Genomic DNA, 3,039 nt, shown 5'->3' with positions numbered 1-3,039 from the left:
TGGTTGCGGGGGCAGGATTTGAACCTGCGGCCTTCAGGTTATGAGCCTGACGAGCTACCGGGCTGCTCCACCCCGCGTTTGTGGTGATTTTTGGGTGATTTGGAAGACCTGGCGGCGACCGACTTTCCCACGACTTAAGCCGCAGTATCATAGGCGCTGGGGGTTTTCACGGCCGAGTTCGGGATGGGATCGGGTGGATCACTCCCCGCCATGGCCACCAGGTCATCCAAATCACCCTTGAGTTGGGGTGGTGTGGACGGTTGGGTATGATGAAGTATGACGTTTTGCATGGATGATTTCTGTGCACGGGCCGTTCTTTTAAGGGAACGGTAAGAGAGTGAGCCTATTGGGCGATTAGGACCAGTTAGCTGCACGCATTACTGCGCTTTCACACCTGGCCTATTGACGTGATGGTCTATCACGGCCCTTGGGGAGACCTAGTTTTGAGGTGGGTTTCCCGCTTAGATGCTTTCAGCGGTTATCCCGTCCACACTTAGCTACCCGGCGGTGCCGCTGGCGCGACAACCGGTGCACCAGAGGTGTGTTCATCCCGGTCCTCTCGTACTAGGGACAAATCCTCTCAAGTCTCCAACATCCACGGCAGATAGGGACCGAACTGTCTCACGACGTTCTAAACCCAGCTCACGTACCACTTTAATCGGCGAACAGCCGAACCCTTGGGACCTGCTCCAGCCCCAGGATGTGATGAGCCGACATCGAGGTGCCAAACCTCCCCGTCGATGTGGACTCTTGGGGGAGATCAGCCTGTTATCCCTAGAGTACCTTTTATCCGTTGAGCGATGGCCCTTCCACGCGGGACCACCGGATCACTATGGCCGACTTTCGTCTCTGCTCGAGCTGTCACTCTCGCAGTCAGGCGGGCTTATGCCATTGCACTCAACAGCCGGTTTCCGACCGGCCTGAGCCCACCATCGCGCGCCTCCGTTACACTTTGGGAGGCGACCGCCCCAGTCAAACTGCCCACCATACAGGGTCCCGGATCAGGCTAACTGACCGCGGTTAGACATCAGAAAAATTCAGGGTGGTATTTCAAGGATGGCTCCACGGGAACTGGCGCCCCCGCTTCAAAGCCTCCCACCTATCCTACACAGAATGTCTCTGATGCCACTGTAAAGCTGCAGTAAAGGTTCATAGGGTCTTTCCGTCTGACCGCGGATACCCCGCATCTTCACGGGGAATTCAATTTCGCTGAGCCGATGCTGGAGACAGCGGGGAAGTCGTTACGCCATTCGTGCAGGTCGGAACTTACCCGACAAGGAATTTCGCTACCTTAGGACCGTTATAGTTACGGCCGCCGTTTACCGGGGCTTCAATTCAGTGCTCTCACACCTCCTCTTAACCTTCCGGCACCGGGCAGGCGTCAGGCCCTATACGTCGTCTTTCGACTTCGCAGAGCCCTGTGTTTTTACTAAACAGTCGCTACCCCCTGGTCTGTGCCACCCGCCAATGGTTGCCCACCAACGGGTCTCGCTTATCCCGAAGTTACACGAGTAATTTGCCTAGTTCCTTCAGCATCGTTCTCTCAAGCGCCTTGGTATTCTCTACCAGTCCACCTGTGTCGGTTTCGGGTACGGTCTATACGCCAGAGCTATTTCCTGGAATGCGCAAAAAGCCAGTCCAATCCGATAAGGACTGACAACATCTTGCATTCGTCACTTCTGGCAGGTTCAGGACTATTCACCTGATTCCCATCGACTACGGCTTTCGCCCTCGCCTTAGGGGCCGACTAACCCTGCGTGGATTAACCTTGCGCAGGAACCCTTGGACTTTCGGCGACAGTGTTTCTCGCACTGTTTGTCGCTACTCATGTCAGCATTCGCACTTCCGATATCTCCAGAGAGGGTCACCCCGTCTCCTTCACAGACTTACGGAACGCTCCGCTACCGCGCATATCATAGATATGCACCCACAGCTTCGGCACGTGGCTTGAGCCCCGTTACATTTTCGGCGCAGGGTTTCTATTAGACCAGTGAGCTATTACGCTTTCTTTAAAGGATGGCTGCTTCTAAGCCAACCTCCTGGTTGTTTTGGAATCCCCACATCCTTTCCCACTTAGCCACGATTTAGGGGCCTTAGCTGGTGGTCTGGGCTGTTTCCCTCTCGACAATGGACCTTAGCACCCACTGTCTGTCTGCCAGGCTATACTTCCGGGTATTCGGAGTTTGGTTAGGTTTGGTAAGGCTTTGGGCCCCCCTAGCCCATCCAGTGCTCTACCCCCCGGGGTAAATACCTGACGGTCTACCTCAATAGATTTCGCGGAGAACCAGCTATTTCCGAGTTTGATTGGCCTTTCACCCCTAGCCACAGCTCATCCCCGACTTTTTCAACAGGCGTGGGTTCGGCCCTCCAGTGCGTGTTACCGCACCTTCAGCCTGGCCATGGCTAGATCACTCGGTTTCGGGTCTTCTGCCAGCAACTCGACGCCCTATTCAGACTCGCTTTCGCTACGCCTACACCTATCGGCTTAAGCTCGCTGCAAACAGAAACTCGCTGACCCATTATACAAAAGGTACGCCGTCACCCCATAAGAGGCTCCGACTGCTTGTAGGCATTCGGTTTCAGGTCTATTTCACTCCCCTCGTCGGGGTGCTTTTCACCTTTCCCTCACGGTACTTGTTCACTATCGGTCACCAGGGAGTATTTAGGCTTGGAGGGTGGTCCCCCCATGTTCAGACAGGGTTTCACGTGCCCCGCCCTACTCGAGCATTCTCAAAGACACTACGCATACGGGGCTATCACCCACTATGGCGGACCTTTCCAGATCCTTCTGCTTCTTCTTCAAAAATGACTGGCCTGTTCCGCGTTCGCTCGCCACTACTAGCAGAATCTCAATTGATGTCTTTTCCTCCAGGTACTGAGATGTTTCAGTTCCCCGGGTTCGCCTCACAGCCCTATGTATTCAGACTGTGATACCCTTGCGGGTGGGTTGCCCCATTCGGATATCTACGGATCAAAGCCTGCTCGCGGCTCCCCGTAGCTTTTCGCAGCGTGCTACGTCCTTCATCGCCTCCTGGTACC

1 tRNA gene and 2 rRNA genes (1 of these 3 running past the window's edge) are annotated in these 3,039 nt (G+C 55.1%); all 3 read right to left on the bottom strand.

What is annotated here, in order from left to right:
* A tRNA-Met gene (locus AD944_RS01370) sits at positions 1-77 on the bottom strand.
* Positions 78-106: 29 nt separating this feature from the next.
* Positions 107-222: ribosomal RNA gene (rrf, locus tag AD944_RS01365) — 5S ribosomal RNA — on the bottom strand.
* Between the two features lie 111 nt (positions 223-333).
* A 23S ribosomal RNA gene (locus AD944_RS01360) occupies positions 334-3,039 on the bottom strand; it runs 35 nt beyond the window's last position.

It is taken from the genome of Acetobacter tropicalis (genome assembly GCF_001580915.1).
Taxonomy (GTDB): domain Bacteria; phylum Pseudomonadota; class Alphaproteobacteria; order Acetobacterales; family Acetobacteraceae; genus Acetobacter; species Acetobacter tropicalis.
Note: the sequence above shows the minus strand (reverse complement) of the source record. Positions and strands in the feature narration are given on the sequence as shown.